We start from the raw sequence: 24,810 nt of genomic DNA, 5'->3' as shown, positions 1-24,810 counted from the left end.
CATGGGGGGCGCAAGCGGCGGGGGATTATCAGGGGGTGAGGTGTTTGGGGAGGGTGGGAGCGGCTTCAGCCGCGAAAAGCATCGCGAATGAATTCGCTCCTACAGGACTGCGCTGTGTAGGTGGGCTGAGGGACGAAGCCCAACGTGGCGGGGCCTGACCTTGCATCGTTGGGCCGCGCTGCGCTTGGCACCAACCTACGGCGGTGCTGCGCACCGCTGGGCGAATGAATTCGCCCCTACGGTCGCGCTGAAAAGCGCTGGCGCGGTGGGCGTTGTGGCAAGCAAAATGCTTCTTCGAAAACACCCCTGAAATGCAGGCCCCGCAAGCATTCCGTGCACCCGGGCGGGGCGGCCGACGACAAGAAGGTGAAGGCATGGCGCACCCCGCAGGACTCTCCCATTCCCAGGGCTGGCAGGCCCTGGAAACCTGGCATACGCACCTCCCCGCGCTGGTCGCCGACCTCGAGACGCCGGCCTTCCCACCCCGCGTCGACGCGGCGTTGCAGGCCCTGGCACCTTTCGACCAGAGCTGCATCTTCCTCTACCCGGCGGGCGGCAGCCCCGCGCTGCTGCACGACAACCTGCATGGCATCCCCGAGCCCGGCGCGATGCAGCGCTACGTCAACGGCACCTACCTGCTGGACCCGGTCTACACTGCCTGCGCCCATGGCCGGCCCGCCGGGCTCTACCGCATGAGGGAGCTGGCGCCGGACGCCTTCTTCGAAGGGGAATACTTCAACTCGCCGGATGTGCACCCGTGCATCTCGCTGGCCTCGGGCAGCCTGGCCGAGGAGATCGTCTTCCTCTCGCCGCTGCCGGGAGGCACCTATGCTGCCTACTCGCTGATGCGCTGCAACGGCTCGCCGGTGTTCGCGGAGGAGGAGATCGCCGCCCTGCGCCTGTGCCAGCCGGCGCTGGAGGCCTTCCTGCAGCGCCATTACGCCAGGGTGGCGGTGGCATCGATGGGCGCGCGGCCGGCGCGCAGCATCGCCGAGCACCTGGCCGCGGCCTTCTCCGGCTTCGCCACCGACCGTCTCACCGCACGCGAGCAGGCCATAGTCGGGCTGATCCTGCGGGGGCATTCGAGCCTGTCCATCTCGCTGCACCTGGAGATCGCCGAGGGCACGGTGAAGAACCACCGCAAGCACCTCTACAGCAAGCTCGGCATCTCCAGCCAGTCGGAGCTGTTCCACCTCTTCGTCAACCACCTGCTGGGCACCGAGCTGGGCGAGCTGCCGACGGGCGTCGCGCCCGATGCGCGGGCGCAGCACCCGGCGCGCTGAGTCACGCTTCAGAGGAACAGCATCGCCACCAGTTCGGTGCGGCTGCTGGCGCCGACCTTGCGGAACAGGTTGAGCAGGTGGGTCTTCACCGTCGGCAGGCCGACGCCCAGGTGGCGGGCGAGCTGCTTGTTGCTGATGCCCTCGCGCAGCAGCAGGGCGATCTCCCGTTCGCGCGGGGTCAGGCCGTCCAGGCGCAGCGGCGCTGCTGGAGCCAGGTGGCGGGCGCCGGCCTGCATCAGCGCCTGGAGGGCGTCCAGGCTGGCGAGCTCGCCGTCGCTGAACGCCTGCATGCCGCTGCAGCGCAGCAGGGAGAGCCCGGCCACGGGGCGCGCGTCGACCTGGGCGATTACCTCCACCACATCGATGACCTGGTGATCGCGCAGGAAACCCTGGTATTCGCGGTTGCCGGCCTCGTCCTGACGCGCCTGGCCCGCGCTCAGCGGGATCACCGGCAGGCCGGTGGCCAGGCAGCGTTGCGGTTGCAGCGGATCGACATGGCGGTAGTGGCCGAGGTAGGCATCGTGCATGTGCGGGTGCATGCCCAGCAGCTGGAAATCGCGGGCCTGCAACTGGTCGTCGATCAGGTAGAAGGCGCCGAGGGAGGCGGGCACGAAGTGGGTGAAGGTGTGCAGGCAGTGCCGGGCGAATTCGGCGGGGGCGGATGTGGGCGTCATGGGGATTCCCTCGCGTGGGCGGTGAGGGTATTGCAGCCCATCGCCGCCGGGGGTGCCAGTGCCGGATGCCTGCCCCGCGGGGCAGGCGCCTGGAAGGTCAGGCCACGGCGTAGTAGTGCTTGACGAAGCTCTCGCCGGGCACTTCCCAGAGTACCGGTGTGCCCTTGGCGACATACCAGCTGTCGCCGGCCTTGAAGCGGGTGGTCTGGCCGGTGGACTCGTCGGTGAGGATCACCTCGCCGCTGACCACGGTGGCCTGCTCGTTGAAGGGATAGACCATGCGGAACTTGCCGCCGGTGGTGCCGAAGTAGGCGGCGCTGACCGGATCGGTGGGGGCGCCGGCGGTCATCTTGCCGAAGGCCTTGACCTCGCCTTCGAGGATTTCCGAGCCCAGGTCGGCGACGGTGCCCCAGGCATCCAGTTCCGCGAGGGTGATACCGGTCTTGATGGGGGTGAGGGACATGGCAGTTCTCCTGCGAGTGATGGTTGTTCAGTGGGTTCCCGCGTTCGCGGGAATGACGGTATTTGCTTTTCCGCTGCACCGCTTCCGGCGCGAGCGAGCTAGAGCGGTACAAGGCGGGAGCGGCTGCGGAAATCTGTGAATGAGCATTCCAGGGCCGATCCCAACGCCGTACCGCCGACGCGCAGCCGCGTCGATCGCTGTCAGCGGCGGCCGTTCCAGTAGCCGGACACCTGGTGCCAGGTCTTGCCGACGGTCAGCAGCAGCGGGCGGATATGGTCCTTGCCGACCACCTCGATGCGTCGCACCGAGCTGATCAGGTCGTAGCGCGCCGAACCTTCGCTCATGCCCTCGGCCAGCACCTTGCAGATGATGTGGCTGGGGGTGACGCCGAAGCCGGAGTAGCCCTGCACGAAGAAGGCGTTGGGGCGGCCGGGCAGGGTGCCGATCTGCGGGAACAGGTTGGCGCTGCAGGCCATGGGGCCACCCCAGGCGAGGTCGATCTTCACGTCCTTGAGGTAGGGGAAGATCTTCAGCATCAGGTTGCGGTTCCAGGCCTTCAGGTCGCCCGGGATGTGCTCGACGAACGGGGTGGCCGCGCCGAACAGCAGGCGGTTCTCGTTGGTCACGCGGTAGTAGTCGATGACCGGGCGGATGTCGCTGTAGGCCCCGCGGATCGGGCTGATGCGCTGGATCAACTCGTCGGACAGCGGCTCGGTCATCAGCTGGAAGGCATAGGTGTTGATGGTGGTCTTGTGCAGCTCGGGCTCCAGCTTGTTGAGGAAGCTGTCGCAGGCCCAGAGCAGCTTGCTGGCCTTGACCGAGCCCTTGCCGGTGCGCACGGTGATGCGCTCGCCGTAGCTCACCTCCAGCGCCGGGCTGTATTCGAAGATCTTCACGCCATGGCTGGCCAGGGCCTTGGCCTCGCCCAGCAGCAGGTTGAGCGAGTGCACGTGGCCGCCGCCCATGTGCAGCAGGGCGCTGCTGTAGGCGTCGGAGCCGATGATCTGCTTGACCTCGGAGCCGCCGAGGAAGCGGATCTCGTGGGGCGAGCCGAGGGATTTGAACTCCTTCTCCCAGGCGCGCAGGGTCTTTTCCTGGCGGGCGTTGAAGCCCATGTAGCCGTAGCCGTGGCAGAAGTCGGCGTCGATGCCGTACTTGGCGATGCGGCCCTTGATGATGTCGGCGCCCAGGTCGCTGATCTCGAAGATCTGCCGCAGGCCGTCCTCGCCCACGTCGTTGCGGATCTTCTCCAGGTCGTGGCCGATGCCGGCCATGATCTGCCCGCCGTTGCGCCCGGTGCCGCCGAAGCCCAGGTAGCGCGCCTCCAGCACCACGATGTTGGTGATGCCTTTCTCCGCCAGTTCCAGCGCGGTGTTGATCCCGGAGAACCCTCCGCCGATCACGACGACATCCGCTTCCAGGTCCGCTTCCAGGGAGGGGAAGGAGAGGTCGTACTTCTTGGTGGCCGTGTAGTAGGTGGGTGTCTCGATATTGATCATGACTGCAGCCTGAAACGGTGAGTGGAATGCGTTCTGCTGGACGCTATTAGGGGGCGTGAGGTGCCCGTGCGTCTTGTCCCTGACTGCCCGCGACCTTGATCACGGCTGACAGGTGCCGCCGCCATCGGGCTCCAGCAGCTCTGCGACGTGCTCCACGGCGGCACGGGCGCAGAGGCTGTCGAGCTGCTCGGAAGCGCCGGAGATGCCGATGGCGCCGATCACCTGGCCCTGGTGGCGGAAGGGTTCACCGCCGCCGAACAGGGCCAGCCCCGGTTGCAGCGGCAGGCCCTGGCGTACGGCGGCGGAGCAGTGTTCCAGGCGCTCCTGCCAGGCGCTGGTGGCGATCCCGAAGCCTGCGGCGGTGACGGCCTTGTTCAGGGCGATCGCGCGGCTGGGGCCGGGTGCGCCGTCCATGTGTGCACTGTGGATCGGCAGGCCGGCGGCGTCGACCACTGCGATGCTGACTCGGGCGCCGTGGCGTTCGGCCTCGGCCAGGGCGACCGAAAGCGCCTGCATGGCGAGGCGGAGGCCGAGGTGGGGCTGCTGGCGTAGCAGGGCATTCATGGGGGCACCTTGCGGGAGGAATTCCCGCTCGATCATGAACAGGTTAATGAATGCCCGCAATGGCCTGTACGGCGATATTTCCGCCGCCATTGCGTGGCCTCCGTCACGCGCAGGCCAATCCGGCACGGGCAAGCAAGAAGCTGGCAGGCTGGAACATGACGCGGGCTTCTCACCTCGCTCCTAATGGGTGATCCGGCGCTGCCGGCCCCCTTTCCTGCAAGGAGTTGCGCGATGAGACTGCTGGCCTGTCTGGTGATGCTGTTGCTGGCCCTGGAAGCCCGGGCCGAGGACGTGTTGCGGGTCCTCAACTGGAAGAACTACATCGAGCCACAGGTGCTGGCCGACTTCCAGAAGCAGACGGGCATCCGCGTCGAGTACCAGACCATGACCGCAGCCGAGGAGCTGGACGCCGCCCTGGGGCGTGGGCAGCCCCTGGATATCGTCGTGCCTTCGCATTTCCAGCTGTCGCGGCTGATCCGCGCAGGCCAGCTGGCAGCGCTGGATACGGGTCGGCTGAGCCACTACCGCAGCGTCGACAGCGGCCTGCTGGCGATGCTCGCCGGCATCGATTCGGCCAACCGCTATGCGGTGCCCTATCTCTGGGGCTCGGTGGGGCTGGTGGTCAACCCGGGCCTCGCCGAGGCCGCCTATGGCGGGCCCTTGCCCAACAGCTGGAGCCTGCTGTTCGACGAGCGCCAGGCCTCGCGCCTGGCCGCTTGCGGCGTGGGCCTGCTGGATGCCCCGGAGGAAACCGCCTCGCTGTGGTTCAACTACCGGGGCCGCAGCCTGTCGCTGTACGGCGCGCGGCAGATCGAGCGCAACCTGCAGCCGCTGCTGGGCATCGCCCGCATCGTGCGCCACCTGGACAACGACGCCTATATCGACGCCCTCGCCGACGGCCGCCTGTGCGTGGCCATGGCCTGGATCGGCCACGCGCTGACTGCCTCCGCGCGCAACCCGGCGCTCAGCTACCGCATTCCCGACGAGGGCGCGATGGTCTTCATCGACAGCCTGGCGATCCCGTCCAACGCCGAGCGGCCGGACCTCGCCTACCGCTTCATCGACTACCTGCTGGAGCCGCGCAACGCCCTGGCCGATGCCCGCGCCAGCCAGTTCTACTCGCCGCTGGCGGCCGACAGCCCGGAGTTGGCGGAACTGGCCAGGGAGCGGCCGATGCAGGTGCTCAAGAGCGACGAGCGTCGGCGCCTCTATGTGCTGGAACGGCTTTCCGTGGAGCAGAAGGCGGCGCTGGATGCCTTCTGGGCGAAGGTCAAGGCGAGCCGCGCGCCATGACGCGTAGCGCTCGATTCGTTAAACTGTGAACTAATTTTCAAGCGTTGCCCGACCCATGCCCGATACCCGCGCCTCCCTGACCCTCACCCTGTTGCAGGCCCGCGAAGCGGCCATGCGCTTCTTCCGCCCCCAGCTCAACCGCCACGACCTCACCGAGCAGCAGTGGCGGGTGATCCGCATCCTCCGCCAGCAGGGCGAGATGGAAAGCCACAAGCTGGCGCGCCTGGCCTGCATCCTCAAGCCCAGCATGAGCGGCGTGCTCGCCCGCCTGGAGCGCGACGGCATGGTCCGCCGGCGCAAGGTCGCCGAGGACCAGCGCCGCATCCTCCTCGCCCTCACCGAGCAGGGCGAGGCCTGCTTCCAGTCCATGAGCCAGGAGATGGAGCGCGGCTACCAGTCCATCCAGCAGCAGCTGGGTGAAGAGAAGCTGCACGAGCTGCTGGACCTGCTGCAGGAGCTGAAGGGCATCAGGCCCTGAGGCTCCTCGCATCTCTTGCCCCATGGCGGGGTTGCGCACCGCTTGGCGACTGAAGTCGCCCCTACACGACTCGTCGCCCGCTGGGACTGATCTGTGGGAGCGGTTTCAACCGCGAAAAGCGTCGCGAATGAATTCGCTCCCACGGGGTGGTGCAGCGGGGCTTGGCCTTGCATCGTTGGGCCGTGCTGCGCTTGGCGCCGCTGGGCGAATGAATTCGCCCCTACAGCCAGGCCGAGGGTGGGTGAGGTGTGGGAGCGGTTTCAACCGCGAAGAGCATCGCGAATGAATTCGCTCCCACAGGGTGGTGCAGCGGGGCCTGGGCTTGCTCGTTGGGCCGCGCTGCGCTTGGCGCCAACCTACGGCGGCATCAGCCGATGCCCAGGCACATGTACTTCTGCTCGATGTAGTCGTCGATGCCGTACTTGGAGCCTTCGCGGCCGAGGCCGGATTGCTTGATGCCGCCGAAGGGGGCGACTTCGGTGGAGATGAGGCCTTCGTTGACGCCGACCATGCCGTATTCGAGGGCTTCGCTGACCCGCCAGGCGCGGCCGAGGTCGCGGGTGTAGAGGTAGGAGGCGAGGCCGAATTCGGTGTCGTTGGCCATGGCGATGGCCTGCTCCTCGGTGTCGAAGCGGAAGATCGGTGCCAGCGGGCCGAAGGTCTCGTCGCGGGCCACCAGCATCTCCGGGGTCACCTCGCCGAGCACGGTGGGCTCGAAGAAGTTGCCGCCCAGGGCGTGGGGCTTGCCGCCGGCCAGGACGCGGGCGCCCTTGGCGACGGCGTCGGCGATGTGTTCCTCCACCTTGGCCACGGCCTTGGCGTTGATCAGCGGGCCCTGCTGGGCGCCGTCGTCGTCGGCCGGGGCCACCTTGAGGGCGTTGACCGCCGACACCAGGCGCCGGGCGAATTCGTCGTAGACGCCGCGCTGCACCAGCAGGCGGTTGGTGCACACGCAGGTCTGCCCGGTGTTGCGGAACTTGGAGCCGAGGGCGCCTTGCACGGCGGCGTCGAGGTCGGCGTCGTCGAAGACGATGAAGGGCGCGTTGCCGCCCAGTTCCAGGCTGACCTTCTTGATGGTCTCGGCGCACTGGGCCATCAGCAGCTTGCCGATGCCGGTGGAGCCGGTGAAGGAGAGTTTCTGCACCAACGGGTTGCCGGTCAGTTCGGCGCCGATCTCCCGCGAGCGGGTGCCGGGGACGATGTTCAGCACCCCGGCGGGAATCCCGGCGCGCTCGCCGAGCGCGGCCAGGGCGAGGGCGGAAAGCGGCGTCTCCGAGGCGGGCTTGAGCACCACGGTGCAGCCGGCGGCCAGGGCCGGGCCGACCTTGCGGGTGATCATGGCGTTGGGGAAGTTCCACGGGGTGATGGCGGCGACGACGCCGATGGCCTGCTTGATGACCACCAGGCGGCGGCCGGGCTTGTCGTGGGGGATGACGTCGCCGTAGACGCGCTTGGCTTCTTCGGCGAACCACTCGATGAAGCTGGCGCCGTAGGCGATCTCGCCCCGGCTCTCGGCCAGGGGCTTGCCCTGTTCCCAGCTGAGCAGGCGGGCCAGGTCCTCCTGGTTGGCCATGATCAGCTCGTACCAGCGACGCAGGATGGTGCTGCGCTCCTTGGCGGTGCGGGCGCGCCAGGCGGGCAGGGCGGCCTGGGCGGCGTCGATGGCGCGGGCGGTTTCCACCCGGCCGAGGGAGGCGACTTCGGCGATCAGCTCGCCGTTGGCGGGGTTGGTCACGGCGAAGCGGCCTTCGTCGTCGGCTTCGATCCACTGGCCGTTCACATAGGCCTGTTCGCGCAGCAGGTTGAGGTCGTTGAGTTTCATCGGTCTGCCTTGTTCAGGACGGTTCCCACCCGTGCCCGGCGCTGTGAGCAGGGCCGGGTGGGCAGAAGAGGTTTGGATGAGGTGGGGTTCAGTACACGCTGCCGGCGCTGGACGTCGGCGCGGGCGTGCCCTTGAAGCGGCCGGCGAGGCCTTGCAGGGCCTTCATCAGCAGGCTGGTGTCGACGCCGACGGCGACGAAGCTGCAGCCCAGCTCCAGGTAGCGGCGGGCCAGGGCCTCGTCGGCGCTGAGGATGCCGACGGCCTTGCCGGCGCGGCGGATGCGGGCGATGGCGTCCTCGATGGCGGCCTGCACCTCGGGGTTGCCGGGGTTGCCGCGATGGCCCATGGCGGCGGAGAGGTCGGCCGGGCCGATGAACACGCCGTCCACGCCTTCCACGGCGGCGATGGCGTCGAGGTTGGCCAGGCCGTCGAGGTTCTCGATCTGCACCAGCAGGCACATCTGTTCGTCAGCCTTGTCCAGGTAGCCGGGGATGCTGTTCCAGCGCGAGGCACGGGCCAGGGCGCTGCCGACACCCCGGATGCCGAACGGCGGGTAGCGCATGGCGCGCACCAGCTCGGCGGCCTGGGCGGCGGAGTCCACCATGGGCACCAGCAGGGTCTGCACGCCGATGTCCAGCAGTTGCTTGATCAGCACCGGGTCGCCGATGGGCGGGCGGATGATCGGCTGGGCAGGGTAGGGCGCCACGGCCTGCAACTGGCCGAGCAGGCTGCGCAGGTCGTTGGGGGCGTGCTCGCCGTCGATCAGCAGCCAGTCGAAGCCGGCGTTGGCGGCCAGCTCCGCGCAGTACGGGTCGGCCAGGCCGAGCCACAGGCCGACCTGGGCGTCACCGGACTGGAGGCGGTGTTTGAAGGTGTTGATGAGGGGCATGGGAGGCTCCTTCGGAGAGCTACAAGTTTCAAGCTGCAAGCCGCAAGAGGTTGAGCACCGACTTGCCGCTTGTAGCTTGCCGCTGGATTTCAGACAAACCGACAGGCAATCGAGCCCAGCTGGTCATAGTCGACATGGAAGGTGTCGCCGGGGCGGGCGGCCACCGGGCGGGTGAAGGAGCCGCCGAGGATGATCTGCCCGGCTTGCAGGGTGACGTCGTAGGGCGCCAGCTTGTTGGCCAGCCAGGCGACGCCCTTGGCCGGGTGGTTGAGCACGGCGGCGGAGACGCCGGATTCCTCGATCACGCCGTTGCGGTAGAGCACGGCGGGCACGCGGCGCAGGTCGATCTCGGTGGGGCGCACGGCGCGTCCGCCCATCACCACGCCAGCGTTGGCGGCGTTGTCGGAGATGGTGTCGAAGACCTTGCGGGTGGCCTGGGTCTGCGGGTCCACCTGCTGGATGCGGGCGTCGATGATCTCCAGGGCGGGGATGACCCACTCGGTGGCGTCGAGCACGTCGAACAGGGTGACGTTCGGCCCGCGCAGCGGCTTGCCGAGGACGAAGGCCAGCTCCACTTCCACGCGGGGGACGATGAAGCGCTCGAAGGGGATGTCGGTGCCTTCGTCGAAGAACATGTCATCCAGCAGCGCGCCGTAGTCCGGCTCGGTGATGTTGGAGGACACCTGCATGGCGCGGGAGGTGAGGCCGATCTTGTGGCCCACCAGCTTGCGCCCGTCGCTGATCTTCTGCGCCACCCAGGCGCGCTGGATGGCGTAGGCGTCTTCGATGGTGATGCCGGGGTGGTCCAGGGAGAACTGGCGGATCTGCTGCCGCGAGCGTTCGGCGGCGTCGAGTCGGGCGGCGGCCTGCTGGATCAGGGTGGCGTCGAGCATGGTGGGGTCTCTCTTAGCGTGGGTTGACCAGGGCGGCCGGGGTGCGCAGCACCAGTCCGGCGCCGAGGGCGATGAAGAAGGCCAGGACGAACAGCGCGAGGCTGGCGCTCTGGGTGGTGTCGCGCATCCAGCCGATGAGGTAGGGCGCGAGGAACGAGGCGATGCTGCCGAAGGAGCTGATCAGGCCGATGCCGGCAGCCTGGGCCTTGTCGGAGAGGAAGGCCGGCGGCAGCTGCCAGAACATCGGCAGGGCGGCGCTGGCGCCCATGCCGGCGATGATCAGGCCGGTCAGCACGGGGATCGCGCTGGTGGGCGCGAGGCCGCTGCTGGCGATGCCCACGGCGCACATCAGCAGCGGCACGCTGAGGTGCCAGCGGCGTTCGCGGTGGCGGTCCGACGAGCGGCCGCAGGCGAGCATGAAGAACACCCCGGCGAGGTAGGGCACGGCGCTGAGCAGGCCAACCTGGCTGTCGCGGGCGACGCCGGCGCCGTGGATCAGGGTGGGCATCCAGAAGGCCAGGGTGTTCACCGCGAGCATCACGGCGAAGTAGATGGCCACCAGCAGCCAGACGTGGCGGTCGCGCAGGATGCCGGCGAAGGAGGTGATCGGCTTGCGCTGTTCCTCCTGGGCCATGTCTTCGCGCAGCTGGCGCTTCTGGGCGTCGTCGAGCCAGGCGACGTCATCGAAGCGCTCCGGCAGGCGCGCCCAGACCAGCAGGCCGAGCAGCACCACGGGGGCGCCTTCGAGGAGGAACATCCACTGCCAGCCGCGCAGGCCGAGGGCGCCGTGGAAGCCTTCGAGGATGGCGCCGGACAGCGGCCCGCCGATGACCCCGGCCATGGGCACGGCGATGGCGAACAGGGCGGTGATCTGCGCGCGGCGGCGGGCCGGGTACCAGCGGTTGAGGTAGACGAGGATGCCGGGGAAGAAGCCGGCCTCGGCGACACCCAGCAAAAAGCGCAGGACGTAGAAGCCGGTGGCGCCCTGCACCAGGAACATGCTGGTGGAGAGCAGGCCCCAGACCACCATCAGGGTGGCGATCCAGCGGCGCGGGCCGACGCGGTCGAGGGCGAGGTTGCTGGGCACGCCGAACAGGGCGTAGGCGATGAAGAACAGGCCGGCGCCGAAGCCGTAGACGGTGTCGCTGAACTGCAGGTCGGCGCTCATCTGCATCTTGGCGAAGCCGATGTTGATGCGGTCCAGGTGGGCGAACAGGTAGCACACCAGCAGCAGCGGCATGAGCCGCCAGGTGACGGTGCGGTGGGTGGTGTCGCGGGTGGCGTGGTCAGCGCCGGTGGGGCAGGCGGTGTGGGCGGTGCTCATGGTCTTGTACTTCTTGTTGGGAGTCGCGTCGGGGTGCGCGGCGCGGGGCGTTGCCACCCCGCGCCGGCGGTGGGCCGGGGGTCAGCCGGCCTGGCCCTTGAGGAAGGCGTGCACGTTGTTGAGCTTGTAGTTGAGCTCGGCGTCCAGCTCGGTCATCTCGAAGGAGAGGGCCAGCAGGCGCCGGGCCTGGAGCGCGGCGAAGTGGCTGCTGATCACCTCGAACAGCGCATCGGCCACCTGGCGGCGGGTGGCCAGGTCGCGGCCGGCGCCCACCTTGAGGGTCATGTGGACGAAGGCGTAGTCGTGCTGGCCGTCGGCCATGCGCCAGGTGTCCAGGCGCACGGCACGGCTGCGGATGCCGCCGAGGGGGAAGACCCCGGAGGCACCCAGGCAGGCGTGGACCTTCTCGAACAGGCCGGGCAGGTCGGCCTCGGCTTCGATGTTGTGGGTGTACTCGGCGATGAAGTGGGGCATGCGGACCTCCTCTGGTGCGGATGGCGGCTGCGCATCCGCCACCGGCTGGCGTGGCGTTCAGGTACGTGGCGGCGGTCCGGGGCCAGCCGCCACGGGGGCTAAAGGCGGCTGGCGGAGGCGACGCCGGCCGGGTTGGAGGCTTGCGCTTGCGGGATGGTCGAGCCGTCCTGCGGGGTGACCGGGAACACGGCGTTGAGCTGGCCGGTGCCGGAGGCGGCGAAGTAGGGGGTGATGACTTCGGCGTGGCCGTCGTACTTCGACCAGCCCAGGGCGCCGAGCAGCATGGCGGTGTCGTGCATGAAGCCTTCGCCGTGGCCCTTGGCCGCGTACTCGGGGAGCATGCCGCAGAACTCCTCCCACTCGCCGGCTTCCCACATCTGGATCACGCGCTGGTCGAGGGTCTCGAGGAAGGGGCTCCAGATTTTCGTGGCGAATTCCGGGGCCTGGCCGTTCTGGGCGAAACGGTGGGAGAGCGAGCCGCTGGCGAGGAAGGCCACGGTGCCGTCGTAGTGCTCTTCCACGGCCTTGCGCATGGCCCAGCCGAGGCGGGCGCTGTCGTTGAGGTAGTGGGAGGTGCACAGGGCGGAGACCGAGATCACCTTGAAGTGCTGGTCGGTGTTCATGTAGCGCATGGGCACCAGGGTGCCGTACTCGGGCGCCAGGGTGGTGGCGTCGTGGGCCATGGTCTCCACGCCGTAGCGGTTGCATTCCGCCGCCAGCAGGTGCCCCAGCTCGGGGTTGCCGGGGAAGGCGTATTCCATGTTGGCGATGAAGTGCGGCAGCTCGTTGCTGGTGTACAGCCCCTGGAACTGCTTGCCGCAGTTGATGTGGTAGTTGGCGTTGACCAGCCAGTGGGTGTCGAACACCACCAGGGTGTCCACGCCCAGCTCGCGGCAGCGCCGGCCGATCTCGATATGGCCGTCGATGGCCGCCTTGCGGAAGCCCTTGCGCGGGCCTTCGAGCTCGCTGATGTACATGGAGGGTACGTGGGTGATCTTGGCAGCCAGAGCGAGTTTGCCCATGGTCGTTACTCCGAGTGGAAGGCCCGCCGCCGGGCCTTCAGGGTTCATTGTGATTGTCGGTGCACGCTCGGTAATCGTTATCCTGCGCCCCTTCCTCGAAGGCGAGAAGGGGCGCGGCGCCTCACAGGCCCCAGCGCGGGATGTGGTGGCTCCCCATGGAAATGCACACGTTCTTGATCTCGGCGAACACTTCGAAGCTGTACTGGCCGCCTTCGCGGCCGGTGCCGGAGCCCTTCACACCGCCGAACGGCTGGCGCAGGTCGCGCACGTTCTGGCTGTTGATGAACACCATGCCGGCTTCGATGCCACGGGCCAGGCGGTGGGCCTTGCCGATGTCCTGGGTCCAGATGTAGGAGGCCAGGCCGTATTCGGTGTCGTTGGCCAGGCGCAGGGCCTCGGCCTCGTCCTTGAACGTCATCAGGCACACCACCGGGCCGAAGATCTCTTCCTGGGCGATGCGCATGCGGTTGTCCACGTCGGCGAAGACGGTGGGCTGGATGAACTGGCCCCTGGACAGGTGCGCGGGCAGGTTGGCCGGGCGCTCCAGGCCACCGGCCAGCAGGGTGGCGCCTTCCTCGATGCCGATGCGGATGTAACCGGTGACCTTGTCGTAGTGGGCCTGGGTGATCATCGAGCCGACCTGGGTCTTCGGGTCCTGCGGGTCGCCGACGATCAGGCGCTTGGCGCGGGCGGCGAACTCGGCGACGAAGCGGTCGTAGACGGTCTCCTGGATGAAGATGCGGCTGCCGGCGGTGCAGCGCTCGCCGTTGAGCGAGAAGATGGTGAACAGCGCGGCGTCGAGGGCGCGGTCGAGGTCGGCGTCATCGAAGATCAGCACCGGGGACTTGCCGCCCAGCTCCATGGAGTACTTCTTCAGGCCGGCGGTCTGCATGATCTTGCGGCCGGTGGCGGTGCCGCCGGTGAAGGAGATGGCGCGCACGTCCGGGTGGCGGACCAGGGCGTCGCCGGCGGTGGCGCCGTAACCCTGCACCACGTTGAGCACACCCTTGGGGATGCCGGCTTCCAGCGCCAGGCGACCCAGTTCGTTGGCGGTCAGTGGCGACAGTTCGCTCATCTTCAGCACGGCGGTGTTGCCCAGGGCCAGGCAGGGTGCGGTCTTCCAGGTGGCGGTCATGAACGGCACGTTCCACGGGGAGACCAGGCCGCACACGCCCACCGGCTGGTAGAGGGTGTAGTTGAGCATCTGGTCGTCCACCGGGTAGCTGTGGCCGTCCATGCGGGTGCAGACCTCGGCGAAGAACTCGAAGTTGTGCGAGGCGCGGGGGATCAGAACGTTCTTCGTCTGGTGGATCGGCAGGCCGGTGTCCAGGGTCTCCAGCTCGGCCAGCTTGGGCACGTTCTGGTCGATCAGTTCACCCAGCTTGCGCATCAGCTTGGCGCGCTCCTTGGCCGGGGTGTTGGCCCACTTGGGGAAGGCGTCCTTGGCGGCGGCGACGGCTGCGGCGATCTCTTCGGCGCCGCCGCTGGCGACTTCGCCGATGGCGTCCATGGTGGCCGGGTTGTAGTTGACGAAGGTCTCTTTGCTTTCGACTTCCTGGCCGTTGATCCAGTGCTTGATCATGCTGCTCATGCCTCTTGTTTACGGGCGAAGAACTCGGCTTCGCTGACGATTCGGTTGACCAGGCGGCCGACGCCTTCCACTTCCACCACCACTTCATCGCCCGGTACCACGTCGGCCAGGCCCTCCGGCGTGCCGGTGGCGATCATGTCGCCCGGCTGCAGGGTCATGAAGCTGGAGAAGTATTCGATCAGGTAGGGGATGTCGAAGATCATGTCGGCGGTGGTGCCTTCCTGCTTCAGCTCGCCGTTGATCCAGGTGCGCAGCCTGAGCTTCGACGGGTCCGGCACGTCGGCGGCGTCGACGATCCAGGGGCCGACCGGGGTGGTGCAGTCGCGGTTCTTCACCCGCAGGTTGGGGCGGTAGTAGTTCTCGAGGAAGTCGCGGATGGCGTAGTCGTTGCAGACGGTGTAGCCGGCCAGGTACTGCAGGGCGTCCTCGCGCTTGACGTTGCGCGCGGGCTTGCCGATCACCGCCACCAGCTCGCACTCGTAGTGCATGTAGGCGACGTTGTCCGGGCGCCAGGTGACCTGGTTGTGGCCGGTGTAAGTGCCGGGCGACTTGATGAAGGCCAGCGGCTCGGTGGGCGCCTTGAAGGCCAGTTCGGCGGCGTGGTCGGCGTAGTTCAGACCGAGGGCGAACATGCTGCCGGTGGCCGGGGGCAGCCACTCGACCTGGTCTTCGGCCAGCAGGCGGCCATCGGCGAGGCGGACGGCGTTGCCGTCTTCGACGGTCACGGCGTGGATGTCGCCCTGGTAACGGATACGTGCGTGTTTCATCAGGGGCTCCTTATTCCGCAACCACGGTGTTGGCGAGGCGGCCGAGGCCGTCGATCTCCACCACCACCTCATCGCCGGGCTGCACGTCGACACGGCCTTCCGGGGTGCCGGTGATCAGCACGTCGCCTTCGTGCAGGGTCATGAACTCGCTGATCTCGGCGATCAGCTGGGGGATGCTGCGCACCAGGTTGGCGGTGCTGTTCTCCTGGCGCAGCTCGCCGTTCACCCGCAGGCGGATGCCCAGGGCGTGCGGGTTGCCGATGCCCTCGACCGGCACCAGCTCATCGGAGAGGGCGCAGAAGCCGTCGCGGCACTTGGCTTTCACCGCCGGGCGGTAGTAGCTCGTTTCCGGCAGGCTGAACTCGTTGACGATGACGTAGCCGGCCACGTGGGCCAGGGCGTCCTCGGCGCTGACGCGGCTGGCGTCGCGGCCGATCACCACGCCCAGGGCCGGGCCCGGCTGCAGGCGCTCGCCGGCCGGGAAGGGCACGGCGCCGCCTTCGTGGTTGCGGGTGTTCGGGGTCTTGATGAAAAGCACCGGCTTTACCGGCGGCTTCTGGTAAGGCGGTTGGTCGAACTCGGCCAGGCGGCTTTCGAGCAGGCCCCTGTAGTTCAGCGCGACGCCGAACAGGGTACCGGTAGCGGCTTCGCTGGTTGCGCGACGCATGGGTTCACTCCTGAAGCTACGGGGTCATCCCCGGAAGAAAAGAGGGCGCGCTCATGACGGTGTAGGAGCGGCGCCCGAAGTCATTTCGTTAACATGCTAACTTTATAATTAATATATTAACGATGATCAAGCCCTACCAAAGGACGATGTGATCGACGAGCCCATTAGAAACCCCGCCGCAGCCCGCGGATTGTCCATTCCTGCCAAGGCCTTGACCGGGCGTGACAAGGCGCGCGGGGGTTTGCTTCGTGGCGCCGGTTGTTGCTTAAATCCGCCATCGCGTTCATCCGGAGCACACATGGCAACGCCCAGACCTTCCCTGACCCTGACCCTCCTGCAGGCACGCGAGGCGGCGATGGGGTTCTTCCGCCCGCTGCTCAACCAGCACGGGCTGACCGAGCAGCAATGGCGGGTGATCCGCATCCTGCGGCAGAACGGCGAGATGGAGAGCCACCAGCTGGCGCACCAGGCCTGCATCCTCAAGCCGAGCATGACCGGCGTGCTGGTGCGCATGGAGCGCGACGGCATCGTCCGGCGCTGGAAGTCCCCCCAGGACCAGCGCCGCGTCTACGTAGGCCTGACCGAGCAGGGGCAGCAGTGCTTCGTGTCCATGAGCGACGGCATGGAGAGCAACTACCAGCGCATCCAGGAACAGTTCGGCGAAGAGAAGCTGCAGCAACTGCTGGGGCTGCTGAACGAGCTCAAGCAGATAAAACCTTGATGGCGATCGGGTGAGGCTGCGGACCATGGCGTCTTCCCCGATTCCCAATATCGACATCGGCCAGGTCTACGACCAGCGCTACGCCGATGCCGACGTGCACTACGAGCAACTGGGCCGGCTGGCCGACTTCTTCGGCCGCAACATGCCGGTGCACCGTCACGACCGCTTCTTCCAGGTGCACTACGTGAAGAGCGGCTCGGTGCGCGTCTACCTCGACGAGCAGCAGTACCACCGCCAGGGGCCGCTGTTCTTCCTCACCCCGCCGACCATCCCCCATTCCTTCGTCACCGAGGCGGACGCCGACGGCCATGTGCTGACCGTACGCCAGCAACTGGTGTGGCCGCTGCTGGATGCCGGGCGCGGCCTGGCCGCCGGGCCGCAGATCGGTGCCGTCTGCGTGGCCTTCGACGAGCTGGACGAGAGCTTTGCCGCCGAGGTGCGGCGCCTCGACCAGCTGTTCGACTACCTTGGCGATGAGTTCCGCAGCCAGCACTCCGGCCGCGCGGAAAGCCTGGAGGCGCTGACCCGGCTGATCTTCATCAGCCTGCTGCGCCTCTCCACCCGTTCGCTCAAGGCGCAGCCGGCGCGGCGGGACGACCTGCAGTTCTTCCACCGCTTCAACGCGCTGATCGAGGAGCACTACCCGCAGCATTGGTCGCTGGCCGACTATGCGCGGCAGATCGGCGTCACCGAGGCGCGCCTCAACGACATCTGCCGCCGGGTCGCGGGCCTGCCCTCCAAGCGCCTGGTGCATGAGCGCCTGATGCAGGAGGCGCGCCGGCTGCTGCTGTTCACCGGCGGCTCGGTGAACGAGATCTGCTACCAGCTGGGCTTCAAGGACCCGGCCTACTTCAGCCGCTTCTTCTCCCGCCATGCCGGCATCACGCCCGGCGAGTACCGGGCGCGTAACGGGGGGTAGGTTCGTGCCAGCTCCGTTCCCGGGCTGAAGCCCAGGCTACAGGGTCCAAGGGGCACCGTAGCCCGGACTTCAGTCCGGGGAGTCCTTGCACATCGCTTCGCGGATGAATCCGCTCCCACGGGAGGGAGCGTGCACCGGGCATGGGTTTGTAGGAGCGAGCTCTGCTCGCGAAGCTCTCCTGGTGGATCGCTCGCCAGCGACTCCGCTTACCGCACGCGACAATCAGAACAGCGGCAGGGTGTAGCCGATGATCAGGCGGTTCTCGTCGACATCGGTGCGCAGGCCATCGCCGGAGCGGAAGGTGGCGTTGCGCAAGCGGATGTTGAGGCCCTTCAGCGATCCGTCCTGGAAGGTGTAGACGAGGTCGGTGTCACGCTCCCATTCGCGGCCGTCCTGCACCGTGGCGGTCTGCACGTTCCTGCCGCTGACGTAGCGGGTCATGAAGCTCAGGCCGGGCACGCCGAGGGCGACGAAGTCGAAGTCGTAGCGCGCCTGCCAGGCATCGGTCTCGGCCTTGGTGAAGACGTTGAAGGTCACCAGGTTCACCGAGTAGGGGTCCAGCCCCGGGTAGGCGAAATCACCGTCGCCGGAGAGGTTCTGGTAGCCGAGGCCGAACTTGTGGGCGCCCATGCCGAGGGTGACCATGCCGTTGAAGAAGCGGTTGTCGATGCGCCCGCCGTCCACCCGCGCGGCGCTGCGATAGCGGTGCTCGCCGTCCTCGCCCGTGTCGAAGTAGCGCAGGTCGGTCTTCAGGGTGATGCCCTCGCCGAGGGTGGCGTTGTGCACCAGGCCGAGGTAGTGCTGGCGATAGATGTCCTGCATCTGTGCGTGGTAGTAGCTCAGCGTCAGTGCCGGGCTGAGCGCGTAGCTGCCGCCGAGCAGGTCCAGGTGCGCGCTTTCCACGCCGCCGTAGTTCATCTCGTCGTTGCTCGACGAATCCCGCAGGTTGATCTTCTCCAGCCGCCCCAGGTTGAGCGTCAGGCCGTCGAATTCCTGGGAAGTGAGCAGGCCGCCGGCGTAGGTGGAGGAGAGCAGGCGCACGTCGTTGTAGGCCGCCACCGGCAACTGCGGCTGCAGGGTGCCGATGCGCAGCACGCTCCTGGAGGCGCGCAGCTTGGCGGTCAGGCCCAGCTCGCTGTAGTTGTCCTCGGGCTCCAGGCTCTGGGCGCCGTAGGCCAGCAGGCCGGTGCCGCGACGGTCGCGGCTGGAGTCGAGCTTGATCGCCACCTGGCCGATGGCGTCGAGGCCGACGCCGATGGTGCCTTCGGTGAAGCCGGACTCGAAGCGCGCGGTGAAGCCCTGGGCCCATTCCTCGGCCTTGGCCTGGGGCGCTCCGCCCTGGCGGAAGTCGCGGTTCATGTACATGTTGCGAGCCTCGATGCTGGCCTTGCTGTCCTTGACGAGGTCTGCGTGGGCGCTGCCGGCGAGGGTCGCCAGCAGGCAGGTGAGGGCGTGGGTCGTGCGTATTTTCCTGGTCATTGTTCTTGTCTCTAGGAAAGGTCTGTCGGGGCCGAACGCCTCGCTCTAGCCGTGGCGTCGGCCCGCGCAATCTAGTCATTAATTAAAATATTAACAATATGCCTTGAAAGGCGTTTCGAGAGAGAAACTTGATAATCTACATCTAAAATATTCTATAAATAGCTGAAAAATATGGATTTAATATTCCTGATAAATCACTTTAGCCTTTCGTATACCCGCCAGGGTCGCTTCTTTCTGTTGACAGGCAAGCGATAAAAATTAATGTATTAACGGTATTCGCTTCCCAGCCGCCAGCGCCGACGTGACTGGCTACAACAACAAGACGGAGCTATCGCCATGAAATCCCTCGCAATTCCCGCGCTGTGCGCGGCGCTGCTCGGCGCCGGTTCGGCCCAGGCCGAGACCATCACCCTCAAGGTCGCCCACTTCCTGCCATCCACCTCCAACGCCCAGCTCAACATCATCGAGCCCTGGTGCGAGCAACTGCGCCAGGAGTCGGGCGACCGCCTGAAGTGCCAGCTCTACCCGTCGATGCAGCTGGGTGGCACCCCGGCGAAGCTCGCGGACATGGCGCGCAACGGCGTGGCGGACATCGTCTGGACCGCGCCGGCCTATTCCGCCGGCAAGTTCCCCCGGGTCGAGGCGCTGGAGCTGCCCTTCGTCCTGCCCATGGGCGGCAAGGCCGGCAACGCGATCATCTGGGACTTCTACGAGCACTACGCCCGGGACGACTTCAAGGGCTACAAGGTGCTGGTGGTGCACGGTGACGGCGGCATGAGCCTGCACGCCCGGGGCAAACCGGTGCGCACCCTGGCCGACCTGGCCGGGCTCAAGCTGCGCGCCTCCAGCCGCACGGCGGCGAAGACCGTAGAAAGCCTGGGCGCGACCCCGGTCAGCATGCCGCCGGCACAGATGACCGAGGCCATCTCCAAGGGCGTGGTGGATGGCGCGCTCGCCGCCTGGGAAGTGGTGCCGGCGACCAAGCTCGACGAGGTGACCCGCTACCACAGCGACGTGCCCGCCGGGCAACCGGCCTTCGGCTACACGGTGCTGACCATGCTGATGAACCAGCGCCGCTTCGATAGCCTGCCGGCGGACCTGCAGGCGATCATCGAGCGCAACAGCGGCAAGGCGCTGTCCGAGCGTTTCGCCACCGCCTGGGATGCGGCCACCGCCAAGGCCCACGACGCGACGCCGGCCGACGGCCTGGTGGTGCTGGACGACGCCGCCTACGGCGAGATGCGCAAGGCATCCGAGGGCGCGGTGCAGGGCTGGATCGACGAGGCGGATGCCAAGGGGCTGGACGGCAAGGCGCTGGTGGAAGCCGTGCGCACCCTGGCCGGCTCGGGGCACTGAGGCCATGAAGGAATCGCTGCATTTCGATCTCGACGCGCGCGATCAGGGGGGCCTGGTACGCCGGGCCCTGCTGCGCGTCACTCATGGTTTCGCCCTGGCGGGCGGCGGCATCATCCTGGCCCTGGTCGGCATGTCGGTGGTCTCCATCGTCGGCCGCAAGCTGTTCTCCACGCCCATCCGTGGCGACATGGAACTGGTGGAGGTGGGGGCTGCGGTGGCCATCGCCGCCTTCCTGCCGCTGTGCGAGCTGCGCGGCACGCACATCCGCGTGGACGCGCTGACCAACTGGCTGCCCGCCGGGGTACGCCGGGTGCTGGACGCCTTCGCCCACCTGCTGTGCTGCGCGGTGGCCTGGCTGCTGGCCTGGCGCACCAGCCTGCAGATGCTCGACAACCGCGAGTTCGGCGACGTCACCACGCTGCTGTCGATCCCGTTGTGGATTCCGCTGGCGCTGATCGTGCCGAGCCTGGTGCTCCTGGGGCTCTGTGCCCTGGCCCGGGTGGCGCGGGTGCTGGGCGGTGCGGGAGGTGAGGCATGAGCGGCCTGGCCCTGGGGCTGATCGCACTGGCGATCACCATGACCCTGTTGCTGCTGCGGGTTCACATCGGCCTGACCATGCTGGTCGGCGGCGCGGCGTGCTTCTGGGCGGTCAACGACGGCGACCTGTCGAGCCTGCTGTTCACCCTCAACGACCTGGCCTATTCGCGCCTGTCCAACTACGACCTGGCGGTGATCCCGCTGTTCGTGATGATGGGCCAGTTCGCCACCCACGGCGGCCTGTCGCGCTCGATCTTCCGCTGCGCCTCGGCCTTCATCGGCCACTGGAAGGGCGGCATGGGCATGTCCGCCATCGGCGCCTGTGCGGGCTTCGGCGCCATCTGCGGCTCCTCCCTGGCCACCGCGGCGACCATGAGCCACGTGGCGCTGCCCGAGCTGCGCCGGCACAACTATTCCGGGCGCCTGGCCACCGCGACCGTGGCGGCCGGCGGCACCCTGGGCATCCTCATCCCGCCGTCGGTGCCGCTGATCATCTATGCGGTGCTGACCCAGGAATCCATCGCCAAGCTCTTCGTCGCCGCCGTGGTGCCGGGGGTGATCGCCATCATCGGCTACGTGCTGGTGCTGCGGATCATGGTGGCGCGGGACGAGTCCCAGGCCACCGTCTCGCCCAGGGCATCGCTGGCCGAGCGCGGCCGCGCGCTGGTCAACGTGCTGCCGGTGATCGGCGTGTTCCTGGTGGTGATCGTCGGCATCTACGGCGGCTGGGCCAACCCCACCGAGGCGGCCTCCATCGGCGCGGCGGCCTGCGGCATCCTCGCCGTCACCCAGGGCGGCCTGCGCTGGAAGGGCATGCGCGCCAGCCTGCTGGGCACGGCGGAAACCTCGGCGATGATCTTCCTCGTGCTGCTGGGCGCGGACCTGCTCAACTCCGGCCTGGCGCTGACCCAGATGCCGGGCGAGCTGGCGGCCTGGGTGATCGGCAGCGGCCTGGCTCCGATGCTGGTGCTGGTGATCATCCTCGGCCTGTACCTGGCACTGGGCTGCGTGATGGATTCGCTGGCGATGATCCTGCTGACCATCCCGATCTTCTACCCGATGATCATGGGCCTGGATTTCTTCGGCCTGAGCGAGTCCGACAAGTCCATCTGGTTCGGCATCCTCGCGCTGATGGTGGTGGAGATCGGCCTGATCCATCCGCCCCTGGGCATGAACCTGTTCATCGTCCAGCGTGCCGCCGGCGACGTGCCCTACGGCGAGACCGCCAGGGGCATCGTGCCGTTCCTCTGCTCGGACCTGGCGCGCATCGTCCTGCTGGTGGCCTTCCCGGGCCTGAGCCTGTGGCTGCTGAGCCTCTGATCGACCTGGCTTCCTGAGTGGGCCCTCGCGTTCGCGAGGGTGACGGTCATGCAAAGCGTCCGTACCCGACCCTGTCATCCCCGCGAACGCGGGGACCCACTGAACAGCCCGGCGCCTCACCCACCCGAACGACACCCAGGAACCCCATGACCGCCAACCCCAAGCGCCTGATCCTGCTGCTCGCCGCCCTGGTGGCCTTCGGGCCGCTGTCCATCGACATGTACCTGCCCAGCCTGCCGCTGATCGCCCATGACCTGGGGGCGCCGGAGGCGCGGGTGCAGATGACCATCGGCGTGTTCCTCGCCGGGCTGTGCCTCGGGATGCTGGCCTATGGGCCGCTGTCGGACCGTTTCGGCCGGCGGCGCCTGCTGCTGGGCGGCATCGCTCTCTACCTGGTGGCCAGCCTGGGCTGCGCGCTGGCGGGCGAGGTCGAGCACCTGCTGGCCTGGCGCCTGCTGCAGGCCCTGGGTGGCGCTGCGGCTTCGGTGCTGGCGCGGGCCATCGTGCGTGATCTGTTCCCTGTGAGCGATGCGGCGCGGGTGCTGTCGCTGATGCACCTGGTGACCATGTTCGCCACCCTGGTGGCGCCGCTGCTGGGCGGCTACCTGATGCTGCTCGCCGGCTGGCGTTCGCTGTTCCTGCTGCTGATGGGCTTCGCCGGGCTGTGCCTGGCGGCGGTGGCGCTGAAGATTCCCGAGACCCACCCGCCGCAGGCGCGCAGCCATTCCCTGGCTGCGGCCTTCATCGCCTATGGGCACCTTGCGCTGCGGCCACGGGCGCTGGGCTACATCTTCTGCATGGGCAGCTGCTTCGCCGGCATGTTCGCCTTCATCACGGCCTCGCCCTTCGTCTACATCGGCCACTTCGGCGTCTCGCCCCAGGGCTACGGCTGGCTGTTCGGGCTGAACATCGCCGGCATCATCCTCGTCACCACGCTCAATGCGCGGCTAGTGGGGCGGCTGGGGCCGCGCCGGTTGCTCTTCCTCGGCGCGCTGGTGGCGGCGACGGCGGGGCTTGCCCTGGTGCTGCTGGTGGGGGCGGGGTGGGGCGGCTTGCCTGCGATCGTGGCGTGCGTGGTGGTCTATGTCAGCGTCACCGGCATGCTCGGGGCCAACTGCCTGGCGTCGCTGCTCGCCGAGTTCCCCCAGCGCGCCGGTGCGGCGGCGGGATTGGCGGTAGCCACCCAGTTTGGCCTGGGCACGGCGGCCAGCGCGCTGGTGGGCAGCTTCTACGACGGTACGCCGCTGCCGATGGCACTGGTGATGGGCGGCTGTGGGGCCTGTTGCCTGGTTGCAGCGACCTTCGCCCGGCGCTGAGCCAGCCGGCTACGTTGGGATCCTGCTCGAGTGGCGGGCCAGCCACAGGCAGTAGCCGAGCAGCAGCGTGCCCCCCAGGGCCAGCACCGGCGGGGCGCCGAGGTGCGAGGCGAGCAGGCCGGCAGCGAGGCCGCCCAGGGCATCGAAGCCGAATCGGGTGGAGGTGTAGAGCGCCACGACACGGCCGCGCAAGGCTTCCGGGGCGCTGCTCTGCAGGATGATGTTGGTGCCGACGTTGCTGCAGGAGATGCCGAAGCCGAGCACCGCCATGGCCGCCAGCGACAGCGGCAGGTGGCTGCTCCAGGCGAAGACCAGCATGGCCAGCCCGCAGGCGGCGGAGGAGAGCAGGATCAGCCGCGACAGGGCGTTGCCGCCGGCGTGGCTGGCGAGCACTATGCTCGACAGCAGCGAGCCGGCCCCGGCCGCGCCCCAGAGCCAGCCGAGGGTGGTGGCGTCGCCGCCGAAGATGTCCTTGGCGAACACCGGCAGCAGCACCACGTAGCTCGACGCGGTGAGGTTCAGGGCCAGCACGCTGAGGATCATCAGGCGGATCTTCGGGTCGCGTCGCGCGTATTCCAGCCCCTCGCCGAAGACGTTGCGGAACGAGCCCGCCGCCCTTGGCGTCGGCGCCATGCGCACCCACAGCAGCCCGGTCATCAACGCGAGGTAGGACACGGCGTTGAGGGCGAAGCACACCGCCTCGCTGACGAAGCCGAGCAGCAGCCCGGCCAGCGGCGGGCCGATGAAGCGCGAGAGGGTGAAGAGCATGGCGTTCAGGGCCAGGGCATTGGGCAGGTCCGCACGGTCGTCGACGAACTGGCTGAGCAGCGACTGGCGCAGCGGCGTGTCCACCGCGTTGAGCACGCCGAGCAGGGCGGCCATGGCCACCAGCAGGGTCGGGCCGATCATCCCGCTCGCGGTGAGCGCCGCCAGGCTCAGGGCCTGCAGGCCGAGCAGGCCTTCGACGACGATCAGCAGGCGGCGCTTGTCGTGGCGGTCGATCCAGGCACCGGCGAAGGGACCGACCAGCAACTGCGGCAGCAGGGCGGCGCAGGTGGTGACGCCGAGCAGCGCGGCGGAGCCGGTGAGGCGATAGACCAGCCAGGCCAGTGCCACCTGCTGGATCCAGGTGCCGAGGGTGGAAATGCAATGACCGGTGAAATAGAGGCGGAAGTTGCGATGGCGCAGGGCACGCAGGGCGTTGGGCAGCTGGATCATCGAGGGCGTTCGGGCTGGGCTTGGGGGCTGGGTTCTGGGCGGTGAATGCTAAAGCAAAAGATGGATCGTTAATACATTAAGCGTTCGTGGGCGACGCTGTTGCCGGAAACCGGCGATTGGCCATGAAAAGTGCAATCGAGTATCCGGAACGTGCATTTTTAGCCCGGCACCACCTCTTCATAATGACCCCCAGGCCACCGCCATGGGCCCTTTCACCAAGGGGCACCAGGGCTTCTCCCGA

At 67.9% G+C, this 24,810-nt stretch carries 24 protein-coding genes; 9 read left to right on the top strand and 15 right to left on the bottom strand.

What is annotated here, in order from left to right; genetic code table 11:
* Window positions 1-374: 374 nt before the first annotated feature.
* A complete protein-coding gene (locus tag WFQ67_RS18790) occupies window positions 375-1,283 on the top strand; it encodes a helix-turn-helix transcriptional regulator (protein ID WP_337057854.1) in 909 nt (302 codons plus the stop codon).
* 8 nt (window positions 1,284-1,291) lie between these two features.
* Here the strand turns inward: WFQ67_RS18790 and WFQ67_RS18785 are convergent, their stop codons facing one another.
* The 4 genes from WFQ67_RS18785 to WFQ67_RS18770 form a co-directional block, all read right to left on the bottom strand.
* On the bottom strand, window positions 1,292-1,957 hold the full coding sequence (locus WFQ67_RS18785; protein ID WP_337057853.1) for a helix-turn-helix transcriptional regulator: 666 nt from the start codon (window positions 1,955-1,957) through the stop codon (window positions 1,292-1,294).
* A gap of 97 nt (window positions 1,958-2,054) precedes the next feature.
* Window positions 2,055-2,420 carry a cupin domain-containing protein gene (locus WFQ67_RS18780; protein ID WP_263149701.1) on the bottom strand — a complete coding sequence of 122 codons (366 nt, stop codon included), beginning with the start codon at window positions 2,418-2,420 and terminating at the stop codon, window positions 2,055-2,057.
* A 200-nt stretch (window positions 2,421-2,620) separates the two neighbouring features.
* Window positions 2,621-3,919 (bottom strand): NAD(P)/FAD-dependent oxidoreductase, encoded by a 1,299-nt coding sequence (locus WFQ67_RS18775; protein ID WP_337057852.1) that lies wholly within the window; start codon window positions 3,917-3,919, stop codon window positions 2,621-2,623.
* A gap of 99 nt (window positions 3,920-4,018) precedes the next feature.
* Window positions 4,019-4,483, bottom strand: coding sequence for a GlcG/HbpS family heme-binding protein (locus tag WFQ67_RS18770; RefSeq protein WP_337057851.1), 465 nt, complete (start codon window positions 4,481-4,483; stop codon window positions 4,019-4,021).
* A 231-nt stretch (window positions 4,484-4,714) separates the two neighbouring features.
* Here WFQ67_RS18770 and WFQ67_RS18765 point away from each other — a divergent pair, with 231 nt between their 5' ends.
* On the top strand, window positions 4,715-5,776 hold the full coding sequence (locus WFQ67_RS18765) for an extracellular solute-binding protein (RefSeq protein ID WP_337057850.1): 1,062 nt from the start codon (window positions 4,715-4,717) through the stop codon (window positions 5,774-5,776).
* Window positions 5,777-5,831: 55 nt separating this feature from the next.
* Window positions 5,832-6,254, top strand: coding sequence for a homoprotocatechuate degradation operon regulator HpaR (gene hpaR / locus WFQ67_RS18760; protein WP_173175829.1), 423 nt, complete (start codon window positions 5,832-5,834; stop codon window positions 6,252-6,254).
* A 367-nt stretch (window positions 6,255-6,621) separates the two neighbouring features.
* On the opposite strand, the gene WFQ67_RS18755 is transcribed toward hpaR (WFQ67_RS18760), so the two are convergent.
* The 9 genes from WFQ67_RS18755 to WFQ67_RS18715 form a co-directional block, all read right to left on the bottom strand.
* Window positions 6,622-8,076, bottom strand: a complete 1,455-nt coding sequence (locus tag WFQ67_RS18755; protein WP_337057849.1) for an NAD-dependent succinate-semialdehyde dehydrogenase — start codon at window positions 8,074-8,076, stop codon at window positions 6,622-6,624.
* A gap of 88 nt (window positions 8,077-8,164) precedes the next feature.
* Window positions 8,165-8,965, bottom strand: coding sequence for a 4-hydroxy-2-oxoheptanedioate aldolase (gene hpaI, locus WFQ67_RS18750; protein ID WP_337057848.1), 801 nt, complete (start codon window positions 8,963-8,965; stop codon window positions 8,165-8,167).
* An 89-nt stretch (window positions 8,966-9,054) separates the two neighbouring features.
* Complete coding sequence (hpaH, locus tag WFQ67_RS18745) at window positions 9,055-9,858, bottom strand: 2-oxo-hept-4-ene-1,7-dioate hydratase (RefSeq protein ID WP_337057847.1); 804 nt, start codon at window positions 9,856-9,858, stop codon at window positions 9,055-9,057.
* A 13-nt stretch (window positions 9,859-9,871) separates the two neighbouring features.
* Window positions 9,872-11,182 carry an MFS transporter gene (locus WFQ67_RS18740; RefSeq protein ID WP_337057846.1) on the bottom strand — a complete coding sequence of 437 codons (1,311 nt, stop codon included), beginning with the start codon at window positions 11,180-11,182 and terminating at the stop codon, window positions 9,872-9,874.
* A gap of 81 nt (window positions 11,183-11,263) precedes the next feature.
* Window positions 11,264-11,656, bottom strand: a complete 393-nt coding sequence (locus tag WFQ67_RS18735) for a 5-carboxymethyl-2-hydroxymuconate Delta-isomerase (protein WP_305834781.1) — start codon at window positions 11,654-11,656, stop codon at window positions 11,264-11,266.
* Between the two features lie 98 nt (window positions 11,657-11,754).
* Window positions 11,755-12,678, bottom strand: coding sequence for a 3,4-dihydroxyphenylacetate 2,3-dioxygenase (gene hpaD, locus WFQ67_RS18730; protein ID WP_337057845.1), 924 nt, complete (start codon window positions 12,676-12,678; stop codon window positions 11,755-11,757).
* Between the two features lie 121 nt (window positions 12,679-12,799).
* On the bottom strand, window positions 12,800-14,260 hold the full coding sequence (gene hpaE, locus WFQ67_RS18725; RefSeq protein WP_337058023.1) for a 5-carboxymethyl-2-hydroxymuconate semialdehyde dehydrogenase: 1,461 nt from the start codon (window positions 14,258-14,260) through the stop codon (window positions 12,800-12,802).
* Between the two features lie 5 nt (window positions 14,261-14,265).
* Entirely contained in the window at window positions 14,266-15,036 is a 771-nt protein-coding gene (locus WFQ67_RS18720) for a fumarylacetoacetate hydrolase family protein (protein ID WP_074968526.1), read from the bottom strand.
* 10 nt (window positions 15,037-15,046) lie between these two features.
* Window positions 15,047-15,703, bottom strand: a complete 657-nt coding sequence (locus WFQ67_RS18715) for a fumarylacetoacetate hydrolase family protein (RefSeq protein WP_337057843.1) — start codon at window positions 15,701-15,703, stop codon at window positions 15,047-15,049.
* A 298-nt stretch (window positions 15,704-16,001) separates the two neighbouring features.
* On the opposite strand from WFQ67_RS18715, the gene hpaR (WFQ67_RS18710) reads away from it, so the two are divergent.
* Complete coding sequence (gene hpaR / locus WFQ67_RS18710) at window positions 16,002-16,424, top strand: homoprotocatechuate degradation operon regulator HpaR (protein WP_111264628.1); 423 nt, start codon at window positions 16,002-16,004, stop codon at window positions 16,422-16,424.
* Between the two features lie 25 nt (window positions 16,425-16,449).
* Window positions 16,450-17,343: a 4-hydroxyphenylacetate catabolism regulatory protein HpaA gene (gene hpaA / locus WFQ67_RS18705; RefSeq protein ID WP_173175856.1), complete on the top strand. Its 894-nt coding sequence runs from the start codon at window positions 16,450-16,452 to the stop codon at window positions 17,341-17,343.
* Window positions 17,344-17,565: 222 nt separating this feature from the next.
* Here hpaA and WFQ67_RS18700 read toward each other — a convergent pair whose 3' ends face one another.
* Complete coding sequence (locus WFQ67_RS18700; RefSeq protein WP_173175858.1) at window positions 17,566-18,822, bottom strand: OprD family porin; 1,257 nt, start codon at window positions 18,820-18,822, stop codon at window positions 17,566-17,568.
* Window positions 18,823-19,158: 336 nt separating this feature from the next.
* Here WFQ67_RS18700 and WFQ67_RS18695 point away from each other — a divergent pair, with 336 nt between their 5' ends.
* The 4 genes from WFQ67_RS18695 to WFQ67_RS18680 all read left to right on the top strand — a co-directional run bounded on the left by WFQ67_RS18695 (window position 19,159) and on the right by WFQ67_RS18680 (window position 23,351).
* Window positions 19,159-20,178 (top strand): TRAP transporter substrate-binding protein, encoded by a 1,020-nt coding sequence (locus WFQ67_RS18695; RefSeq protein ID WP_337057842.1) that lies wholly within the window; start codon window positions 19,159-19,161, stop codon window positions 20,176-20,178.
* A gap of 4 nt (window positions 20,179-20,182) precedes the next feature.
* Window positions 20,183-20,716 carry a TRAP transporter small permease gene (locus tag WFQ67_RS18690; RefSeq protein ID WP_337057841.1) on the top strand — a complete coding sequence of 178 codons (534 nt, stop codon included), beginning with the start codon at window positions 20,183-20,185 and terminating at the stop codon, window positions 20,714-20,716.
* The gene (locus WFQ67_RS18685; RefSeq protein WP_337057839.1) at window positions 20,713-22,035 is read left to right on the top strand and encodes a TRAP transporter large permease; all 1,323 of its coding nucleotides are present in this window, start codon (window positions 20,713-20,715) and stop codon (window positions 22,033-22,035) included. The genes WFQ67_RS18690 and WFQ67_RS18685 overlap by 4 nt, the downstream gene beginning before the upstream one ends.
* Before the next feature lie 146 nt (window positions 22,036-22,181).
* Window positions 22,182-23,351: a Bcr/CflA family multidrug efflux MFS transporter gene (locus WFQ67_RS18680; RefSeq protein WP_337057838.1), complete on the top strand. Its 1,170-nt coding sequence runs from the start codon at window positions 22,182-22,184 to the stop codon at window positions 23,349-23,351.
* A gap of 9 nt (window positions 23,352-23,360) precedes the next feature.
* Here WFQ67_RS18680 and WFQ67_RS18675 read toward each other — a convergent pair whose 3' ends face one another.
* The gene (locus tag WFQ67_RS18675) at window positions 23,361-24,569 is read right to left on the bottom strand and encodes an MFS transporter (protein ID WP_213625025.1); all 1,209 of its coding nucleotides are present in this window, start codon (window positions 24,567-24,569) and stop codon (window positions 23,361-23,363) included.
* Between the last annotated feature and the right edge of the window lie 241 nt (window positions 24,570-24,810).

It is taken from the genome of Pseudomonas sp. USHLN015, from assembly GCF_037153275.1.
Classification (GTDB): Bacteria; Pseudomonadota; Gammaproteobacteria; order Pseudomonadales; family Pseudomonadaceae; genus Metapseudomonas; species Metapseudomonas tohonis.
Note: the sequence above shows the minus strand (reverse complement) of the source record. Positions and strands in the feature narration are given on the sequence as shown.

What these genes read in the sequence shown, in the direction of transcription:
- WFQ67_RS18755 (WP_337057849.1), bottom strand. Translation starts at nt 8,076, where the DNA reads ATGAAACTCAACGACCTCAACCTGCTGCGCGAACAGGCCTATGTGAAC.
- WFQ67_RS18700 (WP_173175858.1), bottom strand. Translation starts at nt 18,822, where the DNA reads ATGACCAGGAAAATACGCACGACCCACGCCCTCACCTGCCTGCTGGCG.
- WFQ67_RS18775 (WP_337057852.1), bottom strand. Translation starts at nt 3,919, where the DNA reads ATGATCAATATCGAGACACCCACCTACTACACGGCCACCAAGAAGTAC.
- WFQ67_RS18720 (WP_074968526.1), bottom strand. Translation starts at nt 15,036, where the DNA reads ATGAAACACGCACGTATCCGTTACCAGGGCGACATCCACGCCGTGACC.
- hpaR (WP_173175829.1), top strand. Translation starts at nt 5,832, where the DNA reads ATGCCCGATACCCGCGCCTCCCTGACCCTCACCCTGTTGCAGGCCCGC.
- WFQ67_RS18680 (WP_337057838.1), top strand. Translation starts at nt 22,182, where the DNA reads ATGACCGCCAACCCCAAGCGCCTGATCCTGCTGCTCGCCGCCCTGGTG.
- WFQ67_RS18765 (WP_337057850.1), top strand. Translation starts at nt 4,715, where the DNA reads ATGAGACTGCTGGCCTGTCTGGTGATGCTGTTGCTGGCCCTGGAAGCC.
- WFQ67_RS18770 (WP_337057851.1), bottom strand. Translation starts at nt 4,483, where the DNA reads ATGAATGCCCTGCTACGCCAGCAGCCCCACCTCGGCCTCCGCCTCGCC.
- hpaD (WP_337057845.1), bottom strand. Translation starts at nt 12,678, where the DNA reads ATGGGCAAACTCGCTCTGGCTGCCAAGATCACCCACGTACCCTCCATG.
- WFQ67_RS18780 (WP_263149701.1), bottom strand. Translation starts at nt 2,420, where the DNA reads ATGTCCCTCACCCCCATCAAGACCGGTATCACCCTCGCGGAACTGGAT.
- hpaH (WP_337057847.1), bottom strand. Translation starts at nt 9,858, where the DNA reads ATGCTCGACGCCACCCTGATCCAGCAGGCCGCCGCCCGACTCGACGCC.
- WFQ67_RS18675 (WP_213625025.1), bottom strand. Translation starts at nt 24,569, where the DNA reads ATGATCCAGCTGCCCAACGCCCTGCGTGCCCTGCGCCATCGCAACTTC.
- hpaI (WP_337057848.1), bottom strand. Translation starts at nt 8,965, where the DNA reads ATGCCCCTCATCAACACCTTCAAACACCGCCTCCAGTCCGGTGACGCC.
- WFQ67_RS18690 (WP_337057841.1), top strand. Translation starts at nt 20,183, where the DNA reads ATGAAGGAATCGCTGCATTTCGATCTCGACGCGCGCGATCAGGGGGGC.
- WFQ67_RS18685 (WP_337057839.1), top strand. Translation starts at nt 20,713, where the DNA reads ATGAGCGGCCTGGCCCTGGGGCTGATCGCACTGGCGATCACCATGACC.
- hpaE (WP_337058023.1), bottom strand. Translation starts at nt 14,260, where the DNA reads ATGATCAAGCACTGGATCAACGGCCAGGAAGTCGAAAGCAAAGAGACC.
- WFQ67_RS18790 (WP_337057854.1), top strand. Translation starts at nt 375, where the DNA reads ATGGCGCACCCCGCAGGACTCTCCCATTCCCAGGGCTGGCAGGCCCTG.
- hpaR (WP_111264628.1), top strand. Translation starts at nt 16,002, where the DNA reads ATGGCAACGCCCAGACCTTCCCTGACCCTGACCCTCCTGCAGGCACGC.
- WFQ67_RS18785 (WP_337057853.1), bottom strand. Translation starts at nt 1,957, where the DNA reads ATGACGCCCACATCCGCCCCCGCCGAATTCGCCCGGCACTGCCTGCAC.
- WFQ67_RS18715 (WP_337057843.1), bottom strand. Translation starts at nt 15,703, where the DNA reads ATGCGTCGCGCAACCAGCGAAGCCGCTACCGGTACCCTGTTCGGCGTC.
- hpaA (WP_173175856.1), top strand. Translation starts at nt 16,450, where the DNA reads ATGGCGTCTTCCCCGATTCCCAATATCGACATCGGCCAGGTCTACGAC.
- WFQ67_RS18740 (WP_337057846.1), bottom strand. Translation starts at nt 11,182, where the DNA reads ATGAGCACCGCCCACACCGCCTGCCCCACCGGCGCTGACCACGCCACC.
- WFQ67_RS18735 (WP_305834781.1), bottom strand. Translation starts at nt 11,656, where the DNA reads ATGCCCCACTTCATCGCCGAGTACACCCACAACATCGAAGCCGAGGCC.
- WFQ67_RS18695 (WP_337057842.1), top strand. Translation starts at nt 19,159, where the DNA reads ATGAAATCCCTCGCAATTCCCGCGCTGTGCGCGGCGCTGCTCGGCGCC.